32 protein-coding genes and 1 pseudogene are annotated in these 24,849 nt (G+C 75.9%); 18 read left to right on the top strand and 15 right to left on the bottom strand.

Features of this window, described 5'->3' with window-relative positions; all coding sequences use genetic code 11:
• Both DQ240_RS00005 and DQ240_RS00010 read left to right on the top strand, forming a co-directional pair.
• Positions 1–106, top strand: a 106-nt coding sequence (locus DQ240_RS00005) for an integrase core domain-containing protein (protein WP_147261914.1), incomplete at its 5' end; no start/stop codon positions are given.
• 121 nt (positions 107–227) lie between these two features.
• A complete protein-coding gene (locus DQ240_RS00010; protein ID WP_113837940.1) occupies positions 228–653 on the top strand; it encodes a hypothetical protein in 426 nt (141 codons plus the stop codon).
• Here DQ240_RS00010 and DQ240_RS00015 read toward each other — a convergent pair.
• The 4 genes from DQ240_RS00015 to DQ240_RS00030 are packed head-to-tail and all read right to left on the bottom strand — an operon-like array spanning position 650 to position 2,159.
• Positions 650–931 (bottom strand): DUF427 domain-containing protein, encoded by a 282-nt coding sequence (locus DQ240_RS00015; RefSeq protein WP_113837612.1) that lies wholly within the window; start codon positions 929–931, stop codon positions 650–652. The two genes, DQ240_RS00010 and DQ240_RS00015, sit on opposite strands and share 4 nt — an antisense overlap.
• A gap of 40 nt (positions 932–971) precedes the next feature.
• Positions 972–1,355 (bottom strand): PaaI family thioesterase, encoded by a 384-nt coding sequence (locus DQ240_RS00020; RefSeq protein WP_113837613.1) that lies wholly within the window; start codon positions 1,353–1,355, stop codon positions 972–974.
• Positions 1,356–1,383: 28 nt separating this feature from the next.
• Complete coding sequence (locus DQ240_RS00025) at positions 1,384–1,803, bottom strand: MarR family winged helix-turn-helix transcriptional regulator (RefSeq protein ID WP_113837614.1); 420 nt, start codon at positions 1,801–1,803, stop codon at positions 1,384–1,386.
• A 32-nt stretch (positions 1,804–1,835) separates the two neighbouring features.
• Complete coding sequence (locus DQ240_RS00030; protein ID WP_233498360.1) at positions 1,836–2,159, bottom strand: hypothetical protein; 324 nt, start codon at positions 2,157–2,159, stop codon at positions 1,836–1,838.
• A gap of 89 nt (positions 2,160–2,248) precedes the next feature.
• On the opposite strand from DQ240_RS00030, the gene DQ240_RS00035 reads away from it, so the two are divergent.
• The gene (locus DQ240_RS00035) at positions 2,249–3,133 is read left to right on the top strand and encodes a bacteriorhodopsin (RefSeq protein ID WP_233498361.1); all 885 of its coding nucleotides are present in this window, start codon (positions 2,249–2,251) and stop codon (positions 3,131–3,133) included.
• Positions 3,134–3,136: 3 nt separating this feature from the next.
• On the opposite strand, the gene DQ240_RS00040 is transcribed toward DQ240_RS00035, so the two are convergent.
• Positions 3,137–3,586 (bottom strand): GNAT family N-acetyltransferase, encoded by a 450-nt coding sequence (locus DQ240_RS00040; protein WP_113837942.1) that lies wholly within the window; start codon positions 3,584–3,586, stop codon positions 3,137–3,139.
• 93 nt (positions 3,587–3,679) lie between these two features.
• Here DQ240_RS00040 and DQ240_RS00045 point away from each other — a divergent pair, with 93 nt between their 5' ends.
• The 6 genes from DQ240_RS00045 (at position 3,680) to DQ240_RS00070 (ending at position 9,790) form a co-directional block, all read left to right on the top strand.
• Entirely contained in the window at positions 3,680–4,699 is a 1,020-nt protein-coding gene (locus DQ240_RS00045; protein WP_113837616.1) for an iron ABC transporter substrate-binding protein, read from the top strand.
• 101 nt (positions 4,700–4,800) lie between these two features.
• Positions 4,801–6,303: an iron ABC transporter permease gene (locus tag DQ240_RS00050; RefSeq protein ID WP_199588950.1), complete on the top strand. Its 1,503-nt coding sequence runs from the start codon at positions 4,801–4,803 to the stop codon at positions 6,301–6,303.
• Entirely contained in the window at positions 6,300–7,397 is a 1,098-nt protein-coding gene (locus tag DQ240_RS00055; RefSeq protein ID WP_113837617.1) for an ABC transporter ATP-binding protein, read from the top strand. The genes DQ240_RS00050 and DQ240_RS00055 overlap by 4 nt, the downstream gene beginning before the upstream one ends.
• 58 nt (positions 7,398–7,455) lie before the next feature.
• Positions 7,456–8,250, top strand: a complete 795-nt coding sequence (locus DQ240_RS00060) for an aldolase (protein ID WP_233498362.1) — start codon at positions 7,456–7,458, stop codon at positions 8,248–8,250.
• A gap of 11 nt (positions 8,251–8,261) precedes the next feature.
• Complete coding sequence (locus DQ240_RS00065; RefSeq protein WP_113837618.1) at positions 8,262–9,119, top strand: NAD(P)-dependent oxidoreductase; 858 nt, start codon at positions 8,262–8,264, stop codon at positions 9,117–9,119.
• Positions 9,116–9,790, top strand: coding sequence for a glycosyltransferase (locus tag DQ240_RS00070; protein WP_233498363.1), 675 nt, complete (start codon positions 9,116–9,118; stop codon positions 9,788–9,790). Before DQ240_RS00065 ends, DQ240_RS00070 begins: the two co-directional genes overlap by 4 nt.
• Here the strand turns inward: DQ240_RS00070 and DQ240_RS00075 are convergent.
• The 3 genes from DQ240_RS00075 to DQ240_RS00085 form a co-directional block, all read right to left on the bottom strand.
• Positions 9,784–10,527 carry an ABC transporter ATP-binding protein gene (locus DQ240_RS00075; RefSeq protein ID WP_158548463.1) on the bottom strand — a complete coding sequence of 248 codons (744 nt, stop codon included), beginning with the start codon at positions 10,525–10,527 and terminating at the stop codon, positions 9,784–9,786. The genes DQ240_RS00070 and DQ240_RS00075 overlap by 7 nt on opposite strands.
• Positions 10,528–10,617: 90 nt before the next feature.
• A complete protein-coding gene (locus DQ240_RS00080; protein WP_233498364.1) occupies positions 10,618–12,060 on the bottom strand; it encodes a glycosyltransferase family 39 protein in 1,443 nt (480 codons plus the stop codon).
• Between the two features lie 54 nt (positions 12,061–12,114).
• Positions 12,115–12,615: a DUF6328 family protein gene (locus tag DQ240_RS00085; protein WP_113837621.1), complete on the bottom strand. Its 501-nt coding sequence runs from the start codon at positions 12,613–12,615 to the stop codon at positions 12,115–12,117.
• 112 nt (positions 12,616–12,727) lie between these two features.
• Between DQ240_RS00085 and DQ240_RS00090 the strand changes: the two genes are divergently transcribed.
• From DQ240_RS00090 to map, 4 genes are all read left to right on the top strand, one after another.
• Positions 12,728–12,946, top strand: a complete 219-nt coding sequence (locus DQ240_RS00090; protein WP_113837622.1) for a hypothetical protein — start codon at positions 12,728–12,730, stop codon at positions 12,944–12,946.
• A 61-nt stretch (positions 12,947–13,007) separates the two neighbouring features.
• A complete protein-coding gene (locus tag DQ240_RS00095; protein ID WP_113837623.1) occupies positions 13,008–14,672 on the top strand; it encodes an alkaline phosphatase in 1,665 nt (554 codons plus the stop codon).
• The gene (locus DQ240_RS00100; RefSeq protein ID WP_113837945.1) at positions 14,669–15,955 is read left to right on the top strand and encodes an alkaline phosphatase family protein; all 1,287 of its coding nucleotides are present in this window, start codon (positions 14,669–14,671) and stop codon (positions 15,953–15,955) included. The genes DQ240_RS00095 and DQ240_RS00100 overlap by 4 nt, the downstream gene beginning before the upstream one ends.
• 28 nt (positions 15,956–15,983) lie before the next feature.
• The gene (gene map, locus DQ240_RS00105) at positions 15,984–16,766 is read left to right on the top strand and encodes a type I methionyl aminopeptidase (protein ID WP_233498365.1); all 783 of its coding nucleotides are present in this window, start codon (positions 15,984–15,986) and stop codon (positions 16,764–16,766) included.
• Between the two features lie 44 nt (positions 16,767–16,810).
• Here map and DQ240_RS00110 read toward each other — a convergent pair whose 3' ends face one another.
• From DQ240_RS00110 to DQ240_RS24465, 5 genes and pseudogenes are all read right to left on the bottom strand, one after another.
• Entirely contained in the window at positions 16,811–17,326 is a 516-nt protein-coding gene (locus DQ240_RS00110) for a PGPGW domain-containing protein (RefSeq protein WP_113837624.1), read from the bottom strand.
• A gap of 35 nt (positions 17,327–17,361) precedes the next feature.
• Positions 17,362–17,895, bottom strand: coding sequence for a hypothetical protein (locus tag DQ240_RS00115; RefSeq protein WP_113837625.1), 534 nt, complete (start codon positions 17,893–17,895; stop codon positions 17,362–17,364).
• Between the two features lie 81 nt (positions 17,896–17,976).
• Positions 17,977–18,246 carry a DUF2277 domain-containing protein gene (locus DQ240_RS00120; protein WP_113837626.1) on the bottom strand — a complete coding sequence of 90 codons (270 nt, stop codon included), beginning with the start codon at positions 18,244–18,246 and terminating at the stop codon, positions 17,977–17,979.
• A gap of 20 nt (positions 18,247–18,266) precedes the next feature.
• Positions 18,267–18,527 carry a DUF6157 family protein gene (locus tag DQ240_RS24195; RefSeq protein WP_199588951.1) on the bottom strand — a complete coding sequence of 87 codons (261 nt, stop codon included), beginning with the start codon at positions 18,525–18,527 and terminating at the stop codon, positions 18,267–18,269.
• Between the two features lie 17 nt (positions 18,528–18,544).
• Positions 18,545–18,694: pseudogene (locus DQ240_RS24465) on the bottom strand (DUF6157 family protein); the annotation flags it as partial.
• A gap of 44 nt (positions 18,695–18,738) precedes the next feature.
• On the opposite strand from DQ240_RS24465, the gene DQ240_RS00130 reads away from it, so the two are divergent.
• Both DQ240_RS00130 and DQ240_RS00135 read left to right on the top strand, forming a co-directional pair.
• On the top strand, positions 18,739–19,140 hold the full coding sequence (locus DQ240_RS00130; protein WP_113837947.1) for a hypothetical protein: 402 nt from the start codon (positions 18,739–18,741) through the stop codon (positions 19,138–19,140).
• A gap of 10 nt (positions 19,141–19,150) precedes the next feature.
• Positions 19,151–20,065 (top strand): SDR family oxidoreductase, encoded by a 915-nt coding sequence (locus tag DQ240_RS00135; protein ID WP_113837627.1) that lies wholly within the window; start codon positions 19,151–19,153, stop codon positions 20,063–20,065.
• 1 nt (position 20,066) lies between these two features.
• On the opposite strand, the gene DQ240_RS00140 is transcribed toward DQ240_RS00135, so the two are convergent.
• Positions 20,067–20,801 (bottom strand): GAF and ANTAR domain-containing protein, encoded by a 735-nt coding sequence (locus tag DQ240_RS00140; protein ID WP_113837628.1) that lies wholly within the window; start codon positions 20,799–20,801, stop codon positions 20,067–20,069.
• Between the two features lie 195 nt (positions 20,802–20,996).
• Between DQ240_RS00140 and eat the strand changes: the two genes are divergently transcribed.
• From eat to eutC, 3 genes are read left to right on the top strand one after another with little or no spacing between them, the layout of a single operon-like run.
• Positions 20,997–22,436, top strand: a complete 1,440-nt coding sequence (eat, locus tag DQ240_RS00145) for an ethanolamine permease (protein WP_113837629.1) — start codon at positions 20,997–20,999, stop codon at positions 22,434–22,436.
• Positions 22,433–23,845 carry an ethanolamine ammonia-lyase subunit EutB gene (locus DQ240_RS00150; protein ID WP_113837630.1) on the top strand — a complete coding sequence of 471 codons (1,413 nt, stop codon included), beginning with the start codon at positions 22,433–22,435 and terminating at the stop codon, positions 23,843–23,845. The genes eat and DQ240_RS00150 overlap by 4 nt, the downstream gene beginning before the upstream one ends.
• Entirely contained in the window at positions 23,842–24,603 is a 762-nt protein-coding gene (gene eutC / locus DQ240_RS00155) for an ethanolamine ammonia-lyase subunit EutC (protein ID WP_113837631.1), read from the top strand. The genes DQ240_RS00150 and eutC overlap by 4 nt, the downstream gene beginning before the upstream one ends.
• On the opposite strand, the gene DQ240_RS00160 is transcribed toward eutC, so the two are convergent.
• Positions 24,563–24,844, bottom strand: coding sequence for a hypothetical protein (locus DQ240_RS00160; RefSeq protein ID WP_113837632.1), 282 nt, complete (start codon positions 24,842–24,844; stop codon positions 24,563–24,565). The genes eutC and DQ240_RS00160 overlap by 41 nt on opposite strands.
• Positions 24,845–24,849 lie beyond the last annotated feature (5 nt).

Here is a 24,849-nt window from a genome sequence, read left to right on the forward strand (position 1 = left end):
CGACCAGCGCACGGCCGCCCTGGACGCCTGGCTGGAGCACTACAACACTGCCCGCAGCCACTCCGCCCTCAAAGGTCAGCCGCCGATCAGCCGCCTCGCCGCGTGAACAACCTGTCCGGTCACGACACCTAGGAGGTGCCTGCGCAGGGTCGCCGACGCCCGGCGTGTCCGCCGTCGCACCCCTCTCGGGTCGCCGCGGGCCGGGGGGCGGGGGCATGGTGGAGGCCATGCACATCACCCCCGAGGTCCTCGAGCGGGAGTTCTCCCTCAGCACCGCCGCCACCCGCCTGGACTTCCTCAGCCGGCGCGACAGCGGTGCGGCGACGCTCAACACCGTCGCTCCCGAGGACCCCGACGACTGGAGCTCCATCCGGGACGCGGAGACCACGCTCGACGTGCCCGAGGCCCTGGAGCTGCTCGCCCTCGGCGAGGTCATCGCCCGCAAGGCGCGCGACAGCCAGCTGATCGGCATCCGCGCCGCGCTGCGCGGCGGAGCGGGCTGGGACCAGATCGCCGCGGCTCTCGACGTCGCGCCCGACGAGGCCTGGACGGCCTACCACCGGCTCATCGAGCTCCAGGAGCGTTCCCGGGCGCTGGACCCGGAGGCCGCCGGGGCCGCTCGTGACCTCGCCGGCGCCCGCCCCCGCCGCTAGTGGACCTCCACGCCCTTCCAGAAGGCCACCCGGCCGGTGATCTCCTGCGCGGCCGGCTTGGGCTCCGGGTAGTACCAGGCCGCGTCGGCGTTGGTCTGCCCGTCGACTTCCAGGGAGAAGTACGACGCCTCGCCCTTCCACGGGCAGGTGGTGTGCGTGCTCGAGGGGCGCAGCACGTCCTCCCGCACCGACTCGCGCGGGAAGTAGGCGTTGCCCTCGACGGTCACGATGTCGTCGGACTCGGCGACGACGGTGCCGTTCCAGGTGGCGGTGGTCATGAGCCGATGATCCTCCTGCCGGCCGCCGGCCGCCGCGGGCTCAGGAGTGCAGCAGCGCGAACGTGGCGACGGCGTGGGCGATCGCCGTCCCCTCCTGCTCGACGTCGGCCTCGCAGACGGTCAGGTGCTCGCCGCGGGTGCGCACGGAGGCGGTGACCGTGACGTGCCCCGGCTTCCCGGGCCGCAGGTAGGTGACCGTCAGCTGGCTGGTCGCCGGGACATCACCCTCGCCGGAGACCGTCCGCACGGCCTGGCCCATCGCGGTGTCGACGAGGGTGGCGAGCACGCCGCCGTGCAGGGTGCCCGCCGGGTTGAGGTGCTCGTCGGTGACGTCGAGGCCCAGTCGCGCCCCGCCGTCGTCGGTGTCGTCCACCCGGATGCCCAGCGAGCCGGCGAAGCCGCCGGTCGTCGTGTCGTTCGCCATCGCCGGGCCGTACCCACCGGCCGAGGTCTCAGTCCGCGCCGTTCTCGGCCAGCGTGGCGAGCAGCCGGCGGAGGGTCCCCAGGTCGTCGTCCTCCAGACCGGCGGTCAGCCGGCCCTCGAAGGCGGCGGCGGCACGGCGCAGCCGGACGAAGAGGTCCTCGCCGGCGGCGGTGAGCAGCACCCGCTGCACCCGCCGGTTGTCCGGGTCCCGCCAGCGGGTCACCAGCCCGGCCCGCTCGAGCCCGTCCAGGTGGTGGGTCAGCGTGGGCTGCCGGACGCCGACGACGTCGGCGAGGTCGGCCTGCGTGCGGGCGTCGGTGCCCCGGACGGCCCGCAGCACCTGCCACGTCGCGGCGCTGCCCCCGGCGGCGGCGAGCGCGTCGTCCAGCCCCCGTGCCACCGCCTTCGCCGTCCGGAGCAGCAGGTCCGAGACGGCAGAGGTGCTCACGGACCGACCTTAGACGCCTCAGGGTTCGACGTCTAAGGCAGCCGCGCCAGCAGCACGCGGGCCAGGTCGACCAGTCCCGACGGCGGGCCCGGCTCGTCGGCGGCGGCGCGCAGAGCGGCCGCCAGCGGCGCCGCGACGGCGGGGGAGAGCGCCGCGATCCAGGCGCCGGAGGCCGCGCGCGCCTCGGCCACGTGCTCGGTGCTCCCGTCCGGGCGTCCGGCGACCACCTCAGGCCGGGAGGCCAGCAGGCCGGTGAGCCGCCAGTCCCCGGAGGTCGTGCGGGCGGCGAGCGCCTCGAGCCGCCCGGCGGCGGTGCGCAGCAGGTCGGCGGGGATGCCCTCGGGGTCGGGTGCCACGGGGGGATCGTGCCTGCGGGCGGGTGTGGCGGCCGGGATCGGCGGGGACTGCCGGTGTGTCCGCCCCCGCCGTCCTCCGGAGCCGCCCCGTGGAGCCCACCGACAGCCGCGCCCCCGAGCTGCAGACGCTCACGCCGGGCCAGTTCGACGTCGTCCAGTTCGCCGTCCTGGGTGCGGGCTTCGCGCTGCTGGCCTACCTCCTGTACTCGTGGGCGAGCCGGGACGAGGTGTCGGCGCGCTACCGCCCCTCGGCGTACGCGGCGATCTGCCTGGCGGCGGTGGCGACACTCGCCTATGCCGTCCTGTACTCCGACGTCGACAGCGGCTTCCGGCTCACCGGCGGGGTGTACGTGCCGACCGAGGAGGCGCGGACGACGGAGGGGACCCGGTACATCGACTGGTCGGTGACCGTCCCGCTGCTGACCGTCGAGCTGCTCGCGGTCTGCTCGCTGGCCGGTGCCCGGGCACGGCGGGTGCGGGCCGGGGCGATGGCGTCGGCGTTCCTGATGATCGTCACGGGCTACCTCGGCGCCCAGGTGGTGGGGGAGGGCCGGGACACCGTCGCCCTGGTCGTCTGGGGGCTGATCAGCACCGCCTTCTTCGCCTACCTCTACGTGGCGCTGATCGCGGCGGTCCGCGCGTCGCTGCCGACCATGGGGGAGGAGGCGGCGACCAGCCTGCGCAACGCCACGATCGTGCTGCTCAGCAGCTTCGGCATCTACCCGCTGGTCTACGCGGTGCCGGTCTTCGTCGACGTGACGGCGGCCTGGTACACCGCGATGCAGGTCTCGTACTCGATCGCCGACGTCATCGCCAAGATCGGTTTCGGCGTGCTCGTGCACAAGGTGGCGAAGCTGCGTACGGCGGAGGACGTCGCGGCCGGCGTCGACACCCATCCCGAGCCGGTGTGGTCGAGCAACGTGCGCAAGAGCGAGGGTGTGCAGCCGGAGGTCCGCCGGATCGCCGAGCGGTGAGACTCAGGCCGGTTCGCGCCGCATGGGCACGTGCGGGATGCCGTCCTCGTCGCAGCCGGGGCCGCTGCGCCGGAAGCCGAAGCGCTCGTACCAGCTCTCGAGGTGGGCCTGCGCGCCGAGCGTGATCGGGTACCCCGCGCAGAGGTCGATGCCGGCCTCGATGAGCCGGGCGGCATGGCCCGCGCCGCGGTGGGCCGGCGCGGTCGCGACCCGGCCGATCGCCCGGGTCGCGCCGTCGTCGAGCACCCGGATGGTGGCCGCCACCTCGCCGTCGACCTCCGTCCAGAGGTGCAGCGTGGCCGGCTCCACGTCCCGTCCGTCGAGCTCCGGATAGGGGCACTCCTGCTCCACGACGAAGACGTCGACCCGCAGCCGGCACAGCGCGTAGACCTCGAACGGGGTCAGGTCGGCGAAGCGGGCGGTGCGGAGGACGGGCGACGACGGGGCGGACACCGTGCAGTTGTAGCCCACCGTCGTCCGGGGAGGTCCGCCACGTCGGGCACACTCGTGTTTAGGTGTGCCTCGCCTACACCCTCTGGAGGATCCGTGAACACCGCCGGGCGCGTGACCGCCGCCGTCCTCACCGCCGTCGCCGTGGCCGGCACGGTCGCCGGCTGCGGCTCCGACGACGCCGACGGCGACACCCTCACCGTCTACAGCGCCCAGCACGAGAGCCTGGTGCGCACGATGCTCGAGGACTTCACCGAGGAGACCGGCATCGAGCTGGAGTTCCGCGAGGGCAACGACGCCGAGCTCGCCAACCAGATCGTGCAGGAGGGCGAGGCCTCGCCGGCCGACGTGTTCCTCACCGAGAACAGCCCGGCGATCGACGTCCTGGACCGCGAGGGGCTGCTCGCGCCCCTGGAGCAGGCGACGCTGGACCAGGTCGGCGCGCAGTTCCGGCCCTCGTCGGGCACCTGGACCGGCTTCGCGGCGCGCTCGACGGTCCTGGTCTACAACCCGGCGCAGCTGCCGGAGTCCGAGCTGCCCGCGTCGATCCTCGACCTGGCCGACCCCGAGTGGGAGGGCCGCATCGGGATCGCGGCCGGTGGCGCGGACTTCCAGGCGATCGTCAGCGCCGTCCTCGCGCTGCGCGGGGAGGACGAGACCCGCGCCTGGCTCGAGGGCCTGGAGCGCAACGCCGACGTCTACCAGAGCAACACCGCGGTCATGACCGCCGCCGACGAGGGCGAGATCGACGCCGGGATCATGTACCACTACTACTGGTACCGGGACCAGGCCGAGAACGCCCTGCGCGGGGACGACGCGGCGCTGCACTTCTTCCGCAACGCCGACCCCGGTGCGTTCCTCAGCGTCTCCGGCGCCGGGGTCCTCGCCTCGTCCGACCAGCAGGAGCAGGCGCAGCGGCTGGTGGAGTACCTGACCAGCCCGGCGGCGCAGGAGCGGCTGGCCCGCAGCTCCGCCCTCGAGTACGCCGTCGGCACCGGGGTGGCGTCGGCCGAGGCGCTGCCGCCGCTGGACACCCTCGGCGCACCGGACGTCGACCCGGGTGGGCTGGACCAGCAGCGGGTCACCGAGCTGATGCAGGACGTGGGGCTGCTCTGAGCACCCCGACGTCGCTCCCGGTCCCCGGGACGCCGGCCCCTCCGGCGCCCCGGGGACCGCGCGCGTCCGCGGGCGGCCTGCGCGAGCTGCGCCGCTCGCCGGTGACCGTGCTGCTGGCCACCGCCGTGGCGGCCCTCGCCCTGGTGCCGCTGGGCTACATCGTCACCGGCGCCCTGGACATCGGCTGGAGCGGGATCTCCGAGCTGGTGTTCCGCGAGCGGGTGGCCGAGCTGCTGTGGAACACCACCCGGCTCGTCGTCGGCACGGTCGTCGTCTGCGCCGTCCTCGGGGTGGGCGCGGCCTGGCTGGCGGAGCGCTCCGCGGTCCCCGGCCGCCGCGCGTGGCACGTGCTGCTCGTGGCGCCCCTGGCGGTGCCGGCCTTCGTCAACAGCTACGCGTGGATCTCGCTGCTGCCGGGCCTGGACACCTATGGCGGCGCGCTGCTGGTGGTGTCCCTCTCCTACTTCCCGTTCGTCTACCTGCCGGCGGTCGCCGCCTTCCGCGGTCTGGACCCCGCGCTGGAGGACACCGCACGGGGACTGGGCCTCTCCACCTGGGCGGTCTTCCGGCGGGTCCAGCTGCCGCAGCTGCGGGTGGCGGTGCTCGGCGGCAGCCTGCTCATCGCCCTGCACGTCCTGGCGGAGTTCGGCGCCTTCGCCATGCTCCGCTACCCGACGTTCACCACGGCCATCTACGACCAGTACCGGGCGACCTTCAACGGCCCCGGCGCGACCGCCCTGGCCGGGGTGCTCGTGCTGCTGTGCCTGGCGCTCCTGGTGGCCGAGCTGCGGCTGCGCGGCTCGCGCGGCTACGCCCGCACCGGGGCCGGCGTCGCCCGCCCGTCGCGGCCGGTCCGCCTCGGCCGGCTCACCCTCCCGGCGCTGGCCGGGCTCGCCGCCCTGGTCGGCCTGGCCGTCGGCGTGCCGCTGGCCAGCCTGGGCACGTGGCTGGCCCGGGGTGCCTCGACCGCGCTGGACCTCGGGGAGCTCGCCACCACGACCGGCACCACGCTGGGCCTGGCCGCCGCGGCCGCCGCGGTCACCACGGCGATGGCCCTGCCCACCGGCTGGCTGGCGGTCCGCCGGCGCGGCCCGGTGAGCACGCTGCTGGAGCGCAGCACCTACCTGGGCAGCGCCGTCCCGGGGATCGTCATCGCGCTGGCGCTGGTCACGGTGAGCATCCGGGCCACCCCCTGGCTGTACCAGACCGTGCCGGTGCTGCTGGCCGCCTACGCGATCCTGTTCCTGCCCCGGGCGATCGTGACGGTGCGGGCGGCGGTGGAGCAGTCGCCCCGGCTCTACGACGACATCGCCGCCTCCCTCGGGGCCTCGGCTCCCGACCGGCTGCGGCGGGTCACGCTGCCCCTGCTCGCGCCGGGCATCGGCGCGGGAGCGGCGCTGGTGTTCCTGGCCGTGGTCACCGAGCTCACCGCCACCCTGCTCCTGGCCCCGACCGGGACGACGACGCTGGCGACGGCGTTCTGGTCCTCCAGCAGCGCCCTGGAGTACGGCGCCGCCGCCCCGTACGCGGTGGTGATGGTGCTGCTGTCGGCTCCGGCTACCGTGCTGCTCTCCCGAGACGCCCGACGAGGTCTGACCACATGAGTGCCCTGACGGTGCAGGACGTGACGAAGTCCTACGGCACCACCCCCGTCCTGACCGGCGTCGACCTGCACGTGCCGACCGGGACCACGACCGCGCTGCTCGGCCCCTCGGGCTGCGGCAAGACGACGCTGCTGCGGATCGTCGCCGGCTTCGACGACCCGGACTCGGGCACCGTCGAGCTCGGCGGCCAGGTGGTGGCCGGCGGGGGCCGCGGGGTCCCCGCCCGCCGCCGGGGCATCGGGTTCGTGCCGCAGGAGGGCGGGCTCTTCCCGCATCTCAGCGTCGCCGCGAACGTCACCTTCGGCCTCCCGCGCCGGCGGCGGTCCGACCGCGCACTGGTCGCGGAGCTGCTGGCGCTCGTCGGCCTCGACGCCGCGCTGGCCGGCCGGTCCCCGCACCAGCTCTCCGGCGGTCAGCAGCAGCGGGTGGCGCTGGCCCGCGCGCTGGCCCCCCGGCCGTCCCTGGTCCTGCTGGACGAGCCGTTCTCCTCGCTGGACGCCTCGCTGCGGGAGGAGACCCGGCGGGCGGTCTCCGACGCGTTGGCCGCGACCGGCGCCACCGCGCTGCTGGTCACGCACGACCAGTCGGAGGCGCTGTCGATGGCCGACCAGGTGGCGGTGCTCCGCGGCGGCCGCCTGGTGCAGCTGGCCGACCCGAGGACCCTCTACCGCCGGCCCCGGGACCTCGACGTGGCGACCTTCGTCGGCGAGGCCGTCGTCCTGGACGCCGACGTCCGCGACGGCCGGGCGCACTGCGAGCTCGGGACCCTGGCGCTGGAGCAGCCCTGCCCCGACGGGCCGGCCTCGGTGCTGCTGCGGCCCGAGCAGCTGCGGCTGACCGCGCCGGCCGAGGGCGCGCCGGCTGCCCGGGTGAGCGGGGTGGACTTCTTCGGGCACGACGCGCGGGTCCGGCTCGAGCTGTCCTCGGGACGCACCGTCAGCGCGCGGCTGGAGGGCGCGGCGCTGCCCACCACGGGCGACGTGGTGTCGATCGAGGTCCGCGGCGCCGCGCTGCCGTTCCCGGCACCGGGGATCCCGGGAGCCGAGGCGGACGGCCCGGACCGGCCGATCGGGTCGGCGCTCGCCGCCGGCTGACGCGATCCGGAGGAGCCGGGGTCCGGCCACGGGTTAGGTGTGCCTACGCTCACGCCTCGTGGACCTGTTCCTCTTCACCGTCGACCCCCGCTGGGGGCGGGACGTCGTCGCCGCCGGCGCGGCCGGGATCGTCGTCGACTGGGAGCGCCGCGGCAAGCACCGCCGGCAGCGCGGCGAGGGCACCCAGATCAACGCCGACACCCTCGACGACCTCGTCCGCATGCGGGCGGCGACCGACGGCCGGCTCGTCTGCCGGATCAACGGCTACGGACCGTGGACCGCGGGCGAGGTGGCCGACGCGGTCGCCGCCGGCGCCGACGAGCTGTTCCTGCCCATGGTCCGCGGCACCGAGGAGGTCGACCGCACGCTCGACCTGGTGGCGGGCCGGTGCGGGCTCGGCATCCTGGTCGAGACCCAGGACGCCGTCGACCGGGTCGACGCCCTGGCCCGGCGGCCGCTGTCGCGGATCTACGTCGGTCTCAACGACCTGCGGATCGACCGGCGCAGCAGCTCGCTGTTCCAGCCCCTCGTCGACGGGACGGTCGAGGCGGTGCGGGCCGCCGTCGCGCAGCCGTTCGGCGTCGGCGGCCTGACGCTGCTGGAGGGCGGCTCGCCGGTGCCCAGCAGGCTGCTGGCGGCCGAGCTCGTACGGCTGCGGACGGACTTCACGTTCCTCCGCCGGTCGTTCACCGCCGACATGGCCGGCCGTGACCCGTCCACCGAGGTGCCGGCGCTGCTGGCCGGCCTGCGCGAGCTGGCGGCGGCCGACCCCGCCCTGGCCGGCGCGCGCCGCGACGACCTCGTCGCCGCGGTCACCGGCCAGGCGGACCCGTCGGTCGCCTCCCCGGCCTGAGGCGGACGCCGGTGCGTGCGCTCGTCACCGGAGCCGGCGGGTTCGTCGGCCGGCACCTCGTGCGGCGGCTGCGGTCCGACGGCTGGGACGTCGTCGCCCTGACCCGGCTCGACGTGGACCTGGCCGATCCGCTCGCCGGAGCCGCGGCGGTCCGGGCGGCCGATCCCGACGTGGTCTTCTCCCTGGCCGCCGGGCGGGCGAAGGCGACGCCCGCGGAGCGTGCCGCCACGCTGGCGGTGAACACCAGCCCGTGGCTGGTCGACGCGCTGCCCGACCGCTGCCGCGCCGTCGTCCGGCTCGGCTCCTCGACGGAGTACGCCGCCGGTCCGGCCCCCCTCGCCGAGGACGCGCCGCTGCGGCCCCGCGGGTTCTTCGGCGCGACCAAGGCCGCGGGCTCGCTGCTGCTGCAGGCCGCGGCGGCCGAGCGCGGGGTCCGCTCGGCGGTGCTGCGGGCCTTCCAGGTGTACGGCCCGGGCGACCACCCGACCCGGCTGGTGCCCGTCGTCCTCGCCGCGGCCCGCGACGGCGGCACCGTGCCCCTGCCGGCCGCGGTGAGCCGGCGCGACTGGGTGTGGGTCGGGGACGTGGTGGACGCCTGCGTGCGGGCCGCTCTGGCGGACGACCTCCCGCCGGGCCAGGTGCTGAACGTCGGCACCGGCGTGCAGACCAGCACCGAGGAGCTGGTGGCTGCCGCCGAGCGGGCCACCGGGCGGGCCATCGCCACCGCGCCCGGTGCGCATCCCGGGCGGTCGTGGGACACCGCCGACTGGGTCTGCGACCCGCGCGCGGCGGCGGAGCTGCTCGGCTGGCGGCCCACCGTCGCGCTGGACGAGGGACTGGCCCGCACGTGGGCGGAGGACCACGCGTGAGCGGGCCGCGGGTGGCCGTCGTCGTCCCCGTCTACGGCAACGCCGACACGCTCCGGCCCCTGGCCGCCCGGCTGGGCGCGGCCCTCGGGGGACGGGACTGGCGGCTGCGCCTGGTCGTGGACGCCTCTCCCGACGACAGCGACCGCGTGGCGCACGAGCTCACCGGCGAGGACTCCCGCATCGCCGCGACGCTGCTGATCGAGAACGTCGGCCAGCACGCCGCGCTGGCCTCCGGCCTGGCTGCCGAGCCGGACGCCGACGTGTGGGTGTGCATGGACGCCGACTTGCAGGACCCGCCGGAGGCCGTGCCCCTGCTGCTGGACCGGCTGGCGTCCGGGGACGTCGGTGCGGTCTTCGCCGGCCGGCGCGGTCGCTACACGTCCCCGCTGCGGCGGCTGACCGGTGGGCTGCACCGCCGGGTGGCCGCCCGCCTGACCGGTCTGCCCCCGGACGCGGGGGCGTTCCTCGCGATGGGGCCGGCGGTGCGCGCGGCGGTGCTCGCCGAGCAGGCGCCCAGCATCGTGCTCGCGGTGGGCCTGGCCGGGCACCCGGTGGCCAGCGTCCCGGTGGCGCGCGACGCCCGGCCCAGCGGGCGCTCGGCCTGGACCGCGCGGGCGCGGCTGGCGCAGTCGGTCCGCTCGCTGCGGTGGGCCCTGCGCCGCCGTCACTGAGGGCGCGCGGCCCGCAGCGGCGCCGTCGTCCGGTCGGCGACGACCCGGCCGGCGACCAGGACCGAGACGCGGTCGGCGAGCCGGTCCGCCTCGTCCGGGTCGCGGGTGGACAGCAGCACCGTCGTCCCGGCGCGGACGAGGGCGCGCAGCACCGCCGCCACCTCGGCCCGGCAGTGCGGGTCCAGGTCCTGCGTCGGCTCGTCGAGGAGCACCAGTTCGGGCCGGACGACGATGCTCGCGGCCAGGTCGAGCCGCCGGCGCATGGCGGGGGACCAGGTAGCCAGCGGGCGCCCGGCGGCGTCGGAGAGCCCGAACCCGGCGAGCAGCTGGTCGGTGCGCTGCAGGGCCGCCGGCCGCGAGTAGCCGAGCAGCCGGGCCAGCCACAGGAGGTTCGCGCCGCCGCTCAGCTGCTCGTCGAAGCCGGCCGACCGCCCGGTGCGGCCCACGCGGGCGCGCACCTCGTCGGCCTCGGTGACGACGTCGGCGCCGAGCACCCGCACCGATCCGCCGGCCGGGCTCAGCCGGGCGGCGAGGACGTCCAGCAGCGTCGTCTTGCCGGCGCCTCCGGGTCCGCAGACCGCGTGCACGCAGCCGGCCGGGACGTGCAGGTCCACTCCGTCGAGCGCCCGCACCCCGCCGACCACGACGACCAGGCCGTCGGCCGCGACGGCCGGGCTCGCGCGCGGGGCGCCGGGCTCCTGCGCCGCCGCGAGCCGGCCGGGGACGTCCGGTGCCACGCGCCCACCTCCCGGTCCCCGTGCAGCGGGAGCCGCGCGGATACGACAGGGAGACGGCGGCCGGACCGGGAACTCATCGCGCCGGGACCGTCACCGGGTCCACAGCTGCAGCACGAGGTCGGTCTTGCTGCCGCGGAACGACCACTCGCGGGTCACCGCGAGCCCCGCGTCGGTGAGCAGGTCGACGTCGTCGGTGCCGGAGTAGCCGCCCGGGATCTGCCGGCGGACCAGCCACACCCGGTCGGCGTCCGGCGGGGCGTCGTCGGGCGGGAGGAAGAGGTCGGCGCGCAGCTCCGGGACCTCGGTGCGCACGTAGTGGTCCAGCCCCATCGCCGAGCGCAGGTCGGCGCCCACGACCGGCTCGCCCGGACGGTGCAGGTCGGCGAGCACCTCGGCCAGCCGGTCGGCCTGCTCGCGGGGCTCCCGGTCGGCCATCGGAGCGCTCGCCAGGAGGGAGAAGCCGACGAGCAGGGCGCCGACGGCGGCCCGGGCGCCGCGCGGGAGGGCGAGCGCTCCGGCCGCGGCGAGGACGCCCAGCCCGAGCAGGCCGGCCAGCAGGTAGCGGGGCAGGAACACCGGGCGGGCCAGCTCGGCGACCAGCAGCAGTCCCAGCGGCACGAGCACCCAGCAGGCGCCGAGGACCCGCGCGCCCCGCCCCCGCACCGCGCCCAGCACCGCCAGCGCGACGGTGAGGTACAGCAGCGGGGTCCGGCCGCCGGCCCACGCCTCGAGGGCCAGCCGGACGAGGGCGCCGTCGGTGTCGCGCAGGTGCTCGGCGTTGCGGCTGCCGACGCCGTTGACCAGGTTCATCCCGACCAGGCCGACGGCCGGCAGGGCGGCCAGCGTGCCGACGACGGCGACCGGGAGCGCCCGCCGGCGACGGAGCACGAGCGCACCGACGACGAACGCGGCGAGCACCGTGACCGCGTACCAGTGCATGAGCCCCATGCCCGCGCCCGCGAGGCCGAAGAGGAGCAGCCCGCGGGGCGCGCCCTGGAGCCACCGGACGAGGCCGAGCAGGGCGCCGCTGGTGGCCAGCACGGCCAGGCCGTAGCTGCGCGCCTCGACGGACTGCTCCAGCAGCAGCGGGTTCGCGGCGAGCGCCAGGCCGGCCAGGACCCCGGTCGCCCGGCCGGCGAGGCGGCCGACCGCGCGGGTGACCAGGGCGATCCCGCCCGCCGTGGCGAGGAGGGAGAGCACGCGGAGGGAGGTGTCGCCGCCCAGGCCCGGCAGCAGCGTCCAGAGGTGGACGACGAGGTAGTACGGGGCGTTGTACGAGGGCGGGACGCCGGCCAGGTAGCTCGTCGTCGCCTCGCCGCTGGTCGCCGCGTGCACGATGTCGGCGAACGGCAGCCGGGCGACCTCGGCGGTGAACAGCTCGTCGAACCACAGACCGTGCCCGGCGGAGAGCAGCACGGTGCCCAGGACCACCAGCAGCGCCGGTGGCAGCAGCTCCAGGAGCGGAGCCCAGCGGCGGCGGGCCGACGGCGGGGGAGGCGGCACCTGCGCTCCCTCGACCGTCGGCGCCGCCACGCAGGGAGGGTAGGCGAGGCCCGTGCGCGCGCCGCGGAGCCCACGGGTCCCCGGTCAGTCGCCCAGGCCGTCCCGGGCGCGCTGGACGACCGGGCTACCGATCCACAGCCAGCCCAGCAGGACGGCGACCAGACCGCCCACCACCACCGCCAGCGGCAGGCCGAAGAGCACGTCGGTCACCAGCAGCACCGCGCAGACCAGCGCGAGCGCGAGGACCGAGAGCCCGAGGACGGCGTGGCGGTTGCTGCGCCGCAGCAGGTCCTCCTTGTCCGGCCGGCGGAACAGCGCCCGGTGCTGCGCTGCCGGGGCGATCAGCAGGGCGGTCGCCACGACGGCGGCCACGAGCGTCACGAAGTAGACGTCGCGCTGGAAGCCGCTCATCTCCTCCGCGCCCTCCTGGAACGGGACGACGAGCAGGAACGCGAACAGGAACTGCACTCCGGGCAGGGCCACCCGCAGCTCGTTGAGCAGCTCCATCAGCTCGCGGTTGACCCGCTCCTCGCGGGTCTCCGCCGCGTCGCCGGAGCGGGCGCCTGCGGTCTCCTGGGTCGCCATGGGGTCCTCCGCATCCTCCGCGGTCTCACCGGGGGCAGGTGTATGCCCACTGGTCACCTCGGCGTCACCTGGTCGCCCGTTCGGGTGGGCGGCACGCGGGTACCGCGCCGCCATGTCGATGTCCGCGCCGCTCGAGCCGAATCTCCCCGAGACCCCTGACGACGGCATCCCCGCCGCGGACGCCGGTCGGGGAGCCCCGCCGCCCGCCGAGGGGTTCGGCATCGACGGCGAGGACCCCGACCGCGCCGAGGGAGAGCCGCGGACGCCGGAGGTGGAGCTGTCCGACCCGCCGTTCCGCACGCCCGACCCGCGGGACGTGGGCCGCGACTGAACGGTCGGTGAACACCCGCCGATCCGCGTGACCTGCGGGGATCCGGAGTCATTGAGGAGCCGTGACCACTCCGCTCCCCGCCGTCTCCCGGCGCCGCGTCCTGCAGGCCGGCGGTGCCCTGACCGGCGCCGCCGTCCTGGGGCTGGCGGCCGCCGACCCCGCCGCGGGCACCCCGGTCCGGCCCGCCTTCGCCCACGGTGTGGCGTCCGGTGACCCGTTGCCCACCGCCGTCCTCCTCTGGACCCGTGTCACGCCGACGCCCTCGGCCACGCCCGGCTCGGGCGCGGGTCCGGTCGTGCCGGTCGACTGGGAGGTGGCGACCGACGACCGCTTCCGCCAGGTCGTCCGCCGCGGGACGGTGCGCACCGGCCCCGACCGCGACCACACCGTCAAGGTCGACGCCACCGGCCTGACCCCCGGCCGCACCTACTGGTACCGCTTCCGCTGCCAGGGGGTGCTCTCGCCGGCCGGGCGCACCCGCACCGCGCCCGCCGACGACGCCGCCGTCCCGCGGCTGCGGATGGCCGTCGTCTCCTGCGCCAACCTGCAGGCGGGGTGGTTCGGCGCGTACCGGAGCCTCGCGGCCCGCACCGACCTCGACCTCGTGCTGCACCTGGGCGACTACCTGTACGAGTACGCGCCGGGGGAGTACCAGGCGCGCGACGTCGTCGTCCGCCCGCACGACCCGCCGCGGGAGATGGTGACGCTCGCCGACTACCGCCGCCGGCACGCCCAGTACAAGGCGGACCCGGACCTGCAGGCCCTGCACGCGGTCGCGCCCTGGGTGGTCACCTGGGACGACCACGAGTCGGCCAACGATGCGTGGTCCGGCGGCGCGGAGAACCACACGCCCGGCGGCGAGGGCGAGTGGACGTCGCGGCGGGCGGCGGCGCAGCGCGCCTACGCCGAGTGGATGCCGGTGCGCTACGAGGCCGGCGGCCGGCTGTACCGGCGATTCCGCTGCGGCCGCCTGGCCAGCCTCTCGATGCTCGACCTGCGCACGTACCGCTCGGAGCAGGTCTCCTCGCCGGTGGACCCCGCGCTCGGCGATCCCGGCCGGACGATCACCGGAGCCGAGCAGATGGACTTCCTCCTGGAGGGCCTGGCCGACCCGGCGGTGCAGTGGAAGCTGGTCGGCAACCCCGTGATGGTCGCGCCGGTGCAGTTCCCGAGCACGCTCGACGCCCGAGCCCTCCAGGGCCTGGAGGCGCTGCTGGGGGTCGACCTGCCCGACCAGGTCGGGGGGCTGCCGTACAACGTCGACCAGTGGGACGGATACCCCGCCGAGCGGGCCGGGGTGCTGGGCCACCTGCGCGACCGCGGCATCCGCGACACGGTGTTCCTCACCGGCGACATCCACTCCGGGTGGGCGGCGGAGCTCCCGTCGGACCCGCTGACCTATCCCGTGACCGGCGACAGCCTGGGGGTCGAACTCGTGTGCACCTCGGTGACCAGCGACAACCTCGACGACATCGTCGGATCTCCACCGCGGACGACGTCGCGGGCGGTGGAGACGGTCATCAAGGGAGCCAATCCGCACGTGAAGTACCTGGACTTCGACTCCCACGGCTACTCGGTGCTCGAGGTGACCCCGGCGCACGTGCAGATGGACTGGTTCGTGCTGCTGGACCGGACGAACCGGAGCTCCGGCGCGGTGTGGTCGACCTCCTGGCGGGTCGCCGCGGGTTCGTCGAGGGTCATCCCGGCCGCGCGGCGGCTGTCGTGACGGCGCAGCGGCCGGCGCTGGACCGGCGTGCGTTCCTGCGGCTCACCGCCGCGAGCGGTGCGGCCGTCGTCCTCTCCACGGCGGTCGGCATCCCGGCCGCGCGGGCGACGACGGGAGGTCTGCGGGTCTACGTCGTGGTCACCGACGGGATGCGCCCGGAGGAGATCAGCCCGCTGCTCACCCCGCGGCTGCACCGGCTGAAGACCGAGGGCACCTGGTTCCCGTCCGCGCGGTCGCTGCCGGTGATGGAGACGATCCCCAACCACGTGATGATGATGACGGGGGTCCGCCCCGACCGGTCCGGCGTCCCGGCCAACTCGGTCTACGACCGCGCCGAGCGCGTCGTCCGCGACCTCGACCGGCCCACCGATCTCCGCTTCCCCACGGTTCTCGAGCGGCTCCGCGCGGCCGGGCGCACGACCGGGACGGTGCTGTCGAAGGACTACCTCTACGGCATCTTCGGCGAGCGGGCGGACCACCGCTGGGAGCCCTTCCCGCTGCTGCCGGTCACCGACCACGCGCCGGACGCCGCGACGATGGACGCGATGCTCGCCATGGTCGACCGGTTCGACCCCGACTTCGTGTTCACCAACCTCGGCGACGTCGACCGGGTCGGGCACAGCGACCTGAGCGGCACCACGCTCCGGCTCGCCCGCACCGCCGCGCTCGCCTCGACCGACCTGCAGATCGGCCGGCTGGTGGACCACCTGCGGGCCACCGGCCGGTGGGAGCGCACCGCCCTCGTGGTCCTCGCCGACCACTCGATGGACTGGTCGCTGCCGACCAACCTGGTCTCCGTCAGCACGGTCCTGCGGGCCCGCCCGGACCTGCGGGGGTCCATCCAGATCGCCCAGAACGGCGGAGCCGACCTGCTGTACTGGACCGGTCCGGCGGCGTCCCGGCAGGCGGGCCTGGCCGAGGTGCGGCGGCTGGTCGCGGCGCACCCGGGCGTGGCCTCGGTCCACCAGCCGCGCGAGCTGCGGCTCGGACCGGAGGCCGGCGACCTGGTCGCCTACTGCCGGGCGGGCTGGCGGTTCACCGACCCCACACCCCTGTCCAACCCCATCCCGGGCAACCACGGCCACCCGGTCACCGAGCCCATCCCGTTCCTCGTGGCGGGCGGGCACCCGCAGCTGCCCCGGGGTGCGGTGTCGAACCTGGCCGTGCGCACGATCGACGTGGCACCGGCGGTCGGCGCCGCCTTCGGACTGGGGGCCCCGCGCGGCGGCTACGACAGCTCCGTGTCCGCCGACTCCCTGCGCTGGCTGATCCCGCGGAGGTGACCTGCGCCCTCCTCGTACCGTGGGGCCCGTGGAGACGACGACCTTCGCCAGCCGTACCACCCTCGAGCTGGACGCCATGCGGGACGCCGGGCGGGTGGTCGCCGAGACCCTCGCCGCGGTGCGGGCCGCCGCGGTGCCGGGGGTGAAGCTGCGCGACCTCGACGACCTGGCGCAGACCTGCATCCGCGAGGCGGGCGCCACGTCGTCGTTCCTCGGCTACAAGCCGGCGTGGGCGCCGACCGCCTACAACGGCGCACTCTGCCTCTCGCCGAACGAGGTCGTCGTGCACGGCCGGCCCAGTGGCCGACGGCTGCACGAGGGCGACGTGCTGAGCATCGACTGCGGCGCGATCGTCGACGGCTGGAACGGCGACGCGGCGATCACGCTGCTGGTGGGGGAGCAGGTCAGCGAGGACGACGCCCGGCTGGTGCGCGCCACCGAGGAGGCGCTGGCCGCGGGGATCGCCGCGTCGGTGCCCGGGGCCACCCTGCTCGACGTCGCGACGGCGATCGACGCGGTGGCCCGCTCGTACGGCTTCGCGCACCTGCCCGACCACGGCGGTCACGGGATCGGCCGGTCGATGCACGAGCCGCCGTTCGTGCCGAACAAGCCGATGACCGGGCTGGACCGCGTGCGGCTCCAGGCGGGCAGCACGCTGGCGATCGAGCCGATGCTCCTGGCCGGCGAGGAGCGCTACAAGCACAAGAAGGACGGCTGGGCGGTGGTCACGGCCGACGGCCGGCGCGCGGCCCACGTCGAGCACACCGTCGCGGTGACCGACGACGGCCCGGTGGTGCTCACCACGACCTGAGGCGGAGTGCGGGAGCGCAGGATCCCTGCGCTCCCGCACCCCGCTCAGCTGCCGATGCCCAGGGCGGTCGTCGCCTTGTCGACCAGCTGGAAGTGGGCCACGGCCCAGAAGAAGGCGACGCCGGCCATGACCAGGCCGCCCACGGTGACCACCGTCGAGCTGACCGGGTGCTGCTTGGCGTGCTCCCAGGTGGCGACGGCCTTGCGGCGGAAGCCGGCGAACAGCCGGCGGGCCCAGTCGAACTCCGTCGACCACACCCACAGGCCGAGCAGCACCGGGGGGATGGTCAGCGGTCCGGGGAGCGCCGTCAGCGCCACACCCAGCAGGACGAACAGCAGGCCGGCGGTGAAGACGGCGCCCCGCCACGCCAGGTGCGTCGTCCGCTTGGCCCGGATCCGCCCGCGCCACGAGTCCGGGTCGACCTCGGCCGGCTTGCCGAGGCCGTCGGTGCAGTCGGGGCACACGGTGGCGCCGCGGCCGGTGTCCCGGTGCCGGTCGCCGTGCTCGGCCGCGGTGTTGCCGCTGAACGTGATGCTGCGGGTGTCGGTGCTGCGGGTCATGGGGTCCCCCCGTGGTCTCCTGCGTGCGGTGCGGGTCAGCGGGCGGCGATGCCGCGCGCGACCTCGCCGGGACGCTGCTGCTCGCCGGCGTAGGAGCTGACGACCACCAGCGCACCGGTCAGCGCGGGGATGACCCACTGCAGCCGGTCGAGCTGCTCCTGGGCGGCGGCGACGTCGCTCCGGGTGCGCTTGCTGGGCTTCGTGCCCGACTTGGCGGAGGTGTTGCCGCCGCTGTCGACGATCTTGCCCAGGCCGCGGCTGTAGGCCGTGACGCCGAGGGCGGCGATGGTCAGCGCCGTCTTCAGCGTCGACATCCCGGCCACGCCCTGCTGCTGGGCGACCCGGTCCTTGTGCGCGGTGAGCTGGCCGACGCTGCCGACGAGGTGCGCGCCGATGGCCGCGGCGTTGACCGGGGTCCACCGGTTCCAGCCCGCGTTGGCGACGGCGCCGGTGTTCCCACCGGCCTCGGCGGCGGCGGCGTTCAGGGCGACGGCGTTGGCCAGCGTGCCGCCGAACCAGGCGGACAGGCCGAGGTCGTGCAGTGAGCGGGAGAGCGTGTTGCGCGCCATGGGGGACTCCAAGTGTGGGGAGCCCGTCACCTACCCCCGGACGCCGACCCCCATGCCCGTTGCGCGCAATCGATCTTCGGCTCAGCCGCCGTAGCGGGCCGCCGACCGGGCCCGGGCCTTGGCCGCCTCGACCTCCCGGTCCTTGGGCGGCGCGGTGGTGACCAGCGCGTCCAGCAGCCGGGCGGACGCGGCGGCCACCTCGGCGACGGCGCGGTCGAAGGCCTCGGTGTTGACCCGGGCCGGCTTCGTCGTCCCACTGATCTTGCGGACGTACTGCAGCGCGGCGGCCGAGACCTCCTCCTCCGTCGCCGGGGGCGCGAAGTTCGACAGCGGGCGGATGTTGCGGCACATGCCGCGGACTCTAGGAGCGCTCAGCGCGCTCGGGAACTGCGCATCGCGCGGACGACGGTCACCGGCGCGCCGCTGCCGGGCACCCGCCCGGCCGCGAACTCGGCGTACTCCGGGGTCTCCCGGCCGACCAGCGCGAGGCGGCCCTCGGCGTCGGCGTGCAACCCCCAGCCGTAGCGCTTGCCCAGGGGCGAGGCCCGCAGGCACGCCTGGCTCCTCGCGTAGAAGGCGCGCCGCGCCTCGGGTCGCTCCTCCTCGGGGATCCCGGCCCGGTCGGCGTGCACCGCGAGATCACGTCGGCCGAGGTGAGCTCGTAGGGCCGGCCGTCGAGCAGGGCGTGGCTCAGCGCGGCCACCGACGGCTTCGCCGTCACCGGCGGCACGGTGCCGGCCTCGGCGGGGCAGTCCTCGGCGACGGCGATGAACGTGTCGGCGTAGTCCACCTTCTCCACGCCGGGGAGGCTAAGGGGTGGGGGCGACGGAACGGAGGGTGTCGGTGACGGTGCTGCTGGTCGACGTCGCCAACGTGCTCGGCGCCCGGCCCGACGGCTGGTGGCGCGACCGGGCCGGGGCGACGGCGCGGCTGCTGGCGCGCTTCGCGGCCCTCCCCGGCACGACCGTCCCCGGGCCGGACGGCGGACCGCTGACGTGCACCGGGCTGACCGCGGTGGTCGAGGGGGCGGCCCGCGACGTCACCGGGCCCCCCGGCGTCCGGCTCGTCCGGGCGACCGGCAGCGGGGACGACGCCCTGGCGGCCGAGGCGCAGGCCGCGGCCGGGCCCCTGCTCGTCGTCACCGCCGACCGGGGCCTGCGTGCCCGGCTGCCGCCCGGGACCGCCGTCGCCGGGCCGGGCTGGCTGCTCGGGGTGCTGCCGAGTGGAGCGCCCCCCACCGGGTAGGGCACGACCCATGACCGGCCCCGCGGAGAGCACCGCGACCCCCACCGCGTCCCCGTCCGTCCTCGTCACCGGCGCCTCCAGCGGCATCGGCCGCGCCACCGTCCTCCGGTTCGCCCGCCGCGGCAGCGCGCTGCTGCTCGTCGCCCGGGGGCGCGAGGCGCTGGAGGACACCGCCCGCGAGGCCCGCGAGGCCGGCGCCGCGCAGGTGCTGGTCTGCCCGGCCGACGTCACCGACGCCGACGCGGTCCAGCAGGCGGTGGAGACGGCGGTCGCGCGCTTCGGCCGCCTCGACGTCGTCGTCCACGCGGCGCAGGTGATGGCCTACGGACGCGTGGAGGACGTGCCGCGCGAGGTCTACGAGGCCGTCGTCGACACCGCCCTGCACGGCACCGCGAACGTCGCCCGCTCGGTGCTGCCGGTGTTCCGGGAGCAGCGCGCCGGGGACCTGGTGGTCATCAGCTCCCTGCTGGCCGAGGTCACCGCGCCGCTGATGGGCAGCTACGTGGCCGCCAAGTGGGGCCAGCTCGGACTGGTGCGCACCCTGCAGCAGGAGATCCGGGACCTGCCCGACGTGCACGTCTCCGCCGTCGCGCCCGGCGGGGTGAACACCCCGATCTACTACCAGGGCGCGACGTACGCCGGACGGGCCGGGCGGCCGCCGATCCCCGTCTACTCCGCCGACCGGGTCGCCCGCGCCGTCCTGGCCCGGCTCGACCGGCCGCGCCGGCTGGTCCACTCCGGCTTCGCCAACCCGGTGGTCGTGGCCGGGTTCCGGCTGTTCCCCGCCGTCTACGACGCGCTGGTGGGGCCCCTGCTCAAGGTCTTCGCGCTGGCCGACGACGACCGCCGCGAGCCCACCGAGGGGAACGTCTTCCGATCGCAGCCCCGTGCCAACGCCACCGACGGGCGCTGGCGCGGGATCTGACTCACCAGCGCGGGGAGCCGCCCTCGGGCAGCGCGGACTGGAAGGCCTCGACGATGCCGGCGGCCACCTCCCGCAGCTTCACGTTCCGCCGCTGGGAGGCCAGCGTGAGCAGCCGGAACGCCTCCTCGGCCGAGCAGCGCTCCTGCGCCATGAGCAGGCCCACGGCCTGACCGATCGTGGTGCGGGTGTCCATCCCGCCGAGCAGCTGCTCGGCCCGCTCGTGGCCGTCGGCGATCCGCAGGGCCACGGCGAGGGCCCCGGTGGCCTGGGCGGCCCAGCGGGTCGCGAGCTCCTCGTCGCGGTCGGTGAAGGAGCCCGTCCCGGTGGAGTAGAAGTTCAGCGCTCCCCGGCTGCGGTCCTCCACCACCAGCGGGATCGACAGCGACGAGCGGACGCCGACCTGGGCCGCGAGCGAGGGGTAGGGCCCCCAGCGGTCATCGGAGCGCATGTCGGCCACCCGGACCACCACCCCCTCGCGCATGGCCTGCAGGCACGGGCCGTCGTCCACCTGGTACTGCCGCTCGTCGGCGCGGGCGGCGAGCTCGCCGCTGGCCGCGACGGTCACCCCACCGGACGTGCGGGCGAGCGTGAGCCCGCACGCCTGGGCGCTGGGCGTCTGCCGGGCGGCCACGCGGACGAGATCGGCCAGGAACGCGTTCAGGTCACCGGCGGCGGCGAGGAGGGCGAGGAGGTCGGCGTCATCGGGGACAGTCGTGTCCCCGAGGGTGTCCACCACGGTCGTACTGCTCCTGGAGGGGCCGAGCTGAGGCGGCCCACCCTTGGACCGTCGAGGAGTTTACGTCGTAACCGGGGCGGCGCCGTCGCGGGTGTGAACAGCGTGTTCCGATGCGTCGCCGCCCGTTGACCCCACGTCCGTCCCGGCGACACGCTGGCTCCTCCCGACCCCGGGGGGCACGACCGGGAGGCCGCCATGCCCGCGGAGCCGCACGTCCGCACCACGCACCCCACCACGGCGACCGAGGCGGTGGACCCGGGGTACCTGGACCGGCGGCGGCTCCGGTCGGGGACCGCCGGCTGGGTGCTGCTGGCCGGTCTCGGCGTCGCCGCGGTGATCTCCGGTGACTACGCCGGGTGGAACTTCGGCCTCGCCGAGGGCGGCTTCGGCGGGCTGCTGATCGCGACGGTCCTCATGGGGGTCATGTACACCGCGATGGTGTTCGGGCTGGCCGAGCTCGGCGCCGCCCTGCCGACCGCCGGCGGCGGGTACACCTTCGCCCGCCGGGCGCTCGGCCCCTGGGGTGGCTACGCGGCAGGGGTCGCCGTGCTCATCGAGTACGCGATCGCGCCCGCGGCCATCGCCACCTTCACCGGCGGCTACGTGGAGTCGCTCGGCCTGTTCGGCATCACCGACGGCTGGTGGGTCTACCTCGCCGTCTACGCGCTCTTCATCGGCATCCACCTGATGGGCGTCGGCGAGGCGCTCAAGGTCGTGCTCGCCATCGCCGCCGTGGCCGTCCTCGGCCTGGTGCTGTTCCTCCTCGGCGCGATCGGCGACTTCGACGCGGCGAACCTGACCGACATCGCGCCCACCGACGCCGTGGGGGCCTCGGAGTTCCTGCCGTTCGGCCTGCTCGGGATCTGGGCGGCGTTCCCCTTCGCGATCTGGTTCTTCCTGGCCGTCGAGTGCGTGCCGCTGGCCGCCGAGGAGGCGAAGGACCCGGCCCGGTCGATGCCCCGCGGCATCGTCGCGGCGATGGGCGTGCTGGCCGTCCTGGCGGTGCTCATGCTCGTCTTCACCACCGGCGCCGGGGGCGCGCAGGTCATCTCGGAGAGCGCGAACCCGCCGGTCGACGCCCTCCAGGAGGGCGGCCTGCGGACCGTCGTCAACTACATGGGCCTGGTCGGGCTGGTCGCGAGCTTCTTCTCCATCGTCTACGCCTACAGCCGGCAGACCTTCGCGCTGTCGCGGGCGGGCTACCTGCCGCGGGCGCTGTCGGTGACCAACGGCCGCAAGGCCCCGGTGCTGGCACTGGTCGTGCCCGGCGCGATCGGCTTCCTGCTCACCCTCACCGGGCAGGGCGCGGTGCTGCTCAACATGGCGGTCTTCGGCGCGACGGTGTCCTACGTCCTGATGATGACCAGCCACATCGTGCTGCGCCGGCGCGAGCCGGACCTGGAGCGGCCGTACCGCACGCCCGGCGGGACGGCGACGACGGGCGTCGCCCTCGTGCTGGCCGCGCTCGCCGTGGTCGCGACGTTCCTGGTCGACCCGCTGGCGGCGGTCCTGACGCTGGGTGCCTACGCGCTGTTCCTCGCCTACTTCGCGGTCTACAGCCGCCACCACCTCGTCGCCGCGGCGCCGGAGGAGGAGTTCGCCGCGCTCGCGGCCGCCGAGGAGGACCTGCGGTGACCGCCCGCCGCGCCTCGCTGGGCGGGCACGCGTACGAGTTCCCCTCGCTGGTGGAGCTCATGGCGAAGGCGACGCCGGCCCGCTCCGGGGACGTGCTCGCCGGGTGCGCCGCGGAGTCCGAGGCCGAGCGGGTGGCCGCGCAGACCGTGCTCGCCGACCTGCCGCTGACGACCTTCCTCGACGAGCAGGTCGTCGGCTACGACGAGGACGACGTCACGCGGCTGGTCCTCGACGGCCACGACCCCGCGGCCTTCGCCCCGGTGCGCTCGCTCACGGTCGGGGCGTTCCGCGAGTGGCTGCTCGCCCGCGCCGCGGAGGGGGACGAGGCGGCGATCTCCGGACTGGCCCGCGGGCTGACGCCGGAGATGGTCGCCGCGGTCTGCAAGCTCATGCGCAACGCCGACCTGGTCGCCGTCGGCCGGCGGACCCGCGTGGTCACCGGGCTGCGCTCCACCCTCGGCCTGCCCGGCCGGCTGGCCTCCCGGCTGCAGCCCAACCACCCCACGGACGATCCCGTCGGCGTCACCGCCTCGATCCTCGACGGCCTGCTGCACGGTTGCGGCGACGCGGTGATCGGGATCAACCCGGCCACCGACTCGCCGGCGCAGACGATCGCGCTGCTGGAACTGGTGGACGCGGTCATCGCCCGGTACGAGATCCCGACCCAGTCGTGCGTGCTGGCGCACGTGACCACGACCCTGCGCGCGCTGGACGCCGGCGCGCCGGTCGACCTGGTCTTCCAGTCCGTGGCCGGCACGCAGGGCGGCAACGAGGGGTTCGGCGTGACGCTGGGACAGCTCGCCGAGGCCCGGGCGGGCGCGCTCGAGCTCGGCCGCGGCACGGTGGGCCGCAACGTCACCTACTTCGAGACCGGGCAGGGGTCGGCGCTGTCGGCCGGGGCGCACCTCGGCGTCGGCGGGCGCCCGGTCGACCAGCAGACGCTGGAGTGCCGGGCGTACGGCGTGGCCCGGGCGTTCGACCCGCTGCTGGTCAACACCGTCGTCGGCTTCATCGGCCCGGAGTACCTCTACGACGGCAAGCAGGTGGTCCGCGCCGGCCTGGAGGACCACTTCTGCGGCAAGCTGCTCGGCCTGCCGATGGGGGTCGACGTCTGCTACACGAACCACACCGACGTCGACGGGGACGACACCGACACCCTCACCCTGCTGCTCGGTGCGGCGGGCTGCTCGTTCGTCATCGCCGTCCCGGGATCGGACGACGTGATGCTGCACTACCAGTCGCTGTCGTTCCAGGACGTGCTCACCGCCCGGCAGGTGCTCGACCTGCGGCCGGCGCCGGAGTTCGAGACCTGGCTGCAGCGGATGGACCTGGTCGACGATGCCGGCCGGGTCCGGGCGCTCGCGCCGGACGCGCCGCAGGCGAGGGCGCTGCTGGCGGCGGCGCGATGAGCGGGCTGACCGGCGCCGACCCGTGGGCGGTGCTGCGCGGCGCGACGCGGGCGCGGGTGGCGCTGGGCCGCGCCGGGGACGGGCTGCCCACCTCCCGGCTGCTGGAGTTCAGGGCGGCGCACGCGGCCGCCCGCGACGCCGTCCACGCCTCCCTCGACGTCGCCGCGCTCCGCGGGGCGCTGCGGGCGGCGGGGGTCGCCGCCGACGTCGTCGACGGGCTGGTCGAGGTGCACTCCGCCGCTCCCGACCGCGCGACCTACCTGCAGCGGCCCGACCTCGGCCGCCGCCTCGCCGACGGCACCGACCTGCCGGCGGGGGAGTGCGACCTGGCGATCGTGATCGCCGACGGGCTCTCCCCGCGGGCCGTGCAGGACCACGCCGCCGGCCTCGTCGCGGCGGTGCTGGACCGGCTGGCCGGCTGGACCGTGGCCCCGCTGGTGCTCGCGGCGCAGGCGCGGGTGGCGCTGGGTGACCCGGTCGGTGCGGCGCTGGGTGCCCGGGCGGTCGTCGTCGCGATCGGCGAGCGGCCGGGCCTGTCCAGCGCCGACAGCCTCGGGCTCTACATGACCTTCGCGCCCCGGCCGGGGAGGGCCGACAGCGAGCGCAACTGCATCTCCAACGTCCGACCGCCGCACGGGCTGGGCTACGCCGAGGCCGCCGGCACGCTGGTCGCCCTGCTCACCGCCGCCCGGGAGCTCGGGGCCTCCGGCGTCGCGCTCAAGGACGAGGGTCCGGCGCTGCCGCCCGGCGCCGGATGAGCCGGCCGATCCGCCCGCGCAGGCCCCGGGCGGGCTCCGCCGCCGGGGTCGGCTCAGGGTCGGGGACCGCGGCCAGCGTCGCGTGCCGCTCGTGCAGCCGGCTGCGGACGTCGTCGGGCGTGTAGGCGCGGCGCTGGCGCTCGTTGCGGGCCAGCACCGCCCCGGTGGCGGCGACACCGGCCAGGCCGGCGAGTCCGAGGAGCTTCCAGACCGGCTTCCGGTTCCGTGGCGCAGGGGGCACGGTCG

Origin of the sequence: Blastococcus sp. TF02A-26, from assembly GCF_003319125.1 — a bacterium.
Taxonomy (GTDB): domain Bacteria; phylum Actinomycetota; class Actinomycetes; order Mycobacteriales; family Geodermatophilaceae; genus Trujillonella.

Bases quoted from the DNA above. Each gene is read 5' to 3' on its own strand.
- DQ240_RS00010 (WP_113837940.1), top strand. From the start codon at position 228: ATGCACATCACCCCCGAGGTCCTCGAGCGGGAGTTCTCCCTCAGCACC.
- DQ240_RS00015 (WP_113837612.1), bottom strand. From the start codon at position 931: ATGACCACCGCCACCTGGAACGGCACCGTCGTCGCCGAGTCCGACGAC.
- DQ240_RS00020 (WP_113837613.1), bottom strand. From the start codon at position 1,355: ATGGCGAACGACACGACGACCGGCGGCTTCGCCGGCTCGCTGGGCATC.
- DQ240_RS00055 (WP_113837617.1), top strand. From the start codon at position 6,300: ATGAGTGCCCTGACGGTGCAGGACGTGACGAAGTCCTACGGCACCACC.
- DQ240_RS00085 (WP_113837621.1), bottom strand. From the start codon at position 12,615: ATGGCGACCCAGGAGACCGCAGGCGCCCGCTCCGGCGACGCGGCGGAG.
- DQ240_RS00090 (WP_113837622.1), top strand. From the start codon at position 12,728: ATGTCGATGTCCGCGCCGCTCGAGCCGAATCTCCCCGAGACCCCTGAC.
- DQ240_RS00110 (WP_113837624.1), bottom strand. From the start codon at position 17,326: ATGACCCGCAGCACCGACACCCGCAGCATCACGTTCAGCGGCAACACC.
- DQ240_RS00115 (WP_113837625.1), bottom strand. From the start codon at position 17,895: ATGGCGCGCAACACGCTCTCCCGCTCACTGCACGACCTCGGCCTGTCC.
- DQ240_RS00120 (WP_113837626.1), bottom strand. From the start codon at position 18,246: ATGTGCCGCAACATCCGCCCGCTGTCGAACTTCGCGCCCCCGGCGACG.
- DQ240_RS00135 (WP_113837627.1), top strand. From the start codon at position 19,151: ATGACCGGCCCCGCGGAGAGCACCGCGACCCCCACCGCGTCCCCGTCC.
- eat (WP_113837629.1), top strand. From the start codon at position 20,997: ATGCCCGCGGAGCCGCACGTCCGCACCACGCACCCCACCACGGCGACC.
- eutC (WP_113837631.1), top strand. From the start codon at position 23,842: ATGAGCGGGCTGACCGGCGCCGACCCGTGGGCGGTGCTGCGCGGCGCG.